The sequence below is a fragment of the Halomonas sp. 141 genome (assembly GCF_002810305.1).
Taxonomy (GTDB): domain Bacteria; phylum Pseudomonadota; class Gammaproteobacteria; order Pseudomonadales; family Halomonadaceae; genus Vreelandella; species Vreelandella stevensii.
Window position 1 is genome coordinate 1 of the sequence record NZ_PINZ01000105.1, and the last position, 1,239, is coordinate 1,239.

The window sequence follows — 1,239 nt, forward strand, 5'->3', positions numbered from 1 at the left end:
GTAAGCGTTCATTCCAAGACGTAGTTGACCTACTTCACGTCACGGAGGGGCCTTAATAACTCCGGCGAGACCTTGTATTGCTTCCTGCCATCCTCGCCCAGCACGATCACACTCTTGCGGTTGATCTTGGTGACGATCCCCAATACCGGGCCTTCCCGGACCTCGAAGGTCACCTTCAGGCCAACCCGCAACTGACTCAGCGCCTGGAGATTTGCCTGATCCCGGAGCTCATCAATGCGTCGGCAGATATACTGATTCAGTTCCAGCAACTGGTCGATGCTCATGTCATCAATGCGCATGAACGGTGGCCTCCGGCTGTGGGTTCTGGCGATCAGGATGACGTGGGTCGATCAGCGCCCGTAACGGGTTCTCGGCGAACCGGGTTTTCCAGAGTCGGGGCGTCAGGTCGCTGACTTCAAGGGCCGGGTGCTGGCTGATGCGTTGCAGCACGTCCACCAGATATGTGTACGGGGTAATACCGTGCAGCTTGCAGGTGCTGATCAGGCTCTGGATGATGCCCAGGTGTTCGGCGCCCAGCTCGGTCCAGCAGAACATCCAGTTTTTCTTGCCCATGGGAATGGGGCGTAGCGCCCGCTCCAGGTGGTTGGTGTCTGGCTGGACGTCCGGGTTTTCCAGGAATACGGTCAGGCTGGCTTCCCGGCTGAGCACGTAGTTCAGGGCCTTGGTCAGCGGGTCGCTGGGCACGAGGCCGCCTTGTGCCAACTGATCCCGGCACCACTGGAAGAAGTCGCTGACCACCGGCTTCGAGTGATCCAACCGGTACTGGCGTTTCTTCTCGCCAGTTAGCCCCTGGGTTTTGATGATCTCTTCATTCCGGTACACCTTGGCGATCTGTTGCAGCGCGTCGGTGACGGTCTCCGGGTGATCTTTCTGTGCTTCGATAAAATAACGACGACCATGCACCCAACATTGGGCATGGGTGACGCTCTCCTGAGCGGCAGCGTAGCGGGCATAGGCCGCGTAGCCGTCACTGATCAGGGTGCCGCTGAACGATTCGCTGAGTACTTCTTCGATATGGGCACGCCCACGGCTGTTCGAGTAGGTGAACACCACCTCGTCGGCATCGCCGTACAGCGGCCAGAACCAGCCGGATTTCATCTTGCCTTTTTGCGGGCCTGCGCGCCCCTGGTGGCCGGCCTTGATGGGCGTTTCATCCATCGCCAGCACCCGGCTGCGCAACACGTTGTCGGTCTGGGCATCCACTACGGGGCGCAGCAG

Annotated in this window: 2 protein-coding genes; both read right to left on the reverse strand. The window is 59.7% G+C overall.

What is annotated here, in order from left to right:
• Positions 1-29: 29 nt before the first annotated feature.
• The gene (locus CWI66_RS17490) at positions 30-299 is read right to left on the reverse strand and encodes a hypothetical protein (RefSeq protein ID WP_081137650.1); all 270 of its coding nucleotides are present in this window, start codon (positions 297-299) and stop codon (positions 30-32) included.
• Positions 289-1,239: IS66 family transposase (tnpC, locus tag CWI66_RS17495; RefSeq protein ID WP_157809008.1), on the reverse strand; the 951-nt coding region annotated here is incomplete at its 5' end. The genes tnpC and CWI66_RS17490, both read right to left, overlap by 11 nt.

What these genes read in the sequence shown, in the direction of transcription:
- CWI66_RS17490 (WP_081137650.1), bottom strand. Translation starts at nt 299, where the DNA reads ATGCGCATTGATGACATGAGCATCGACCAGTTGCTGGAACTGAATCAG.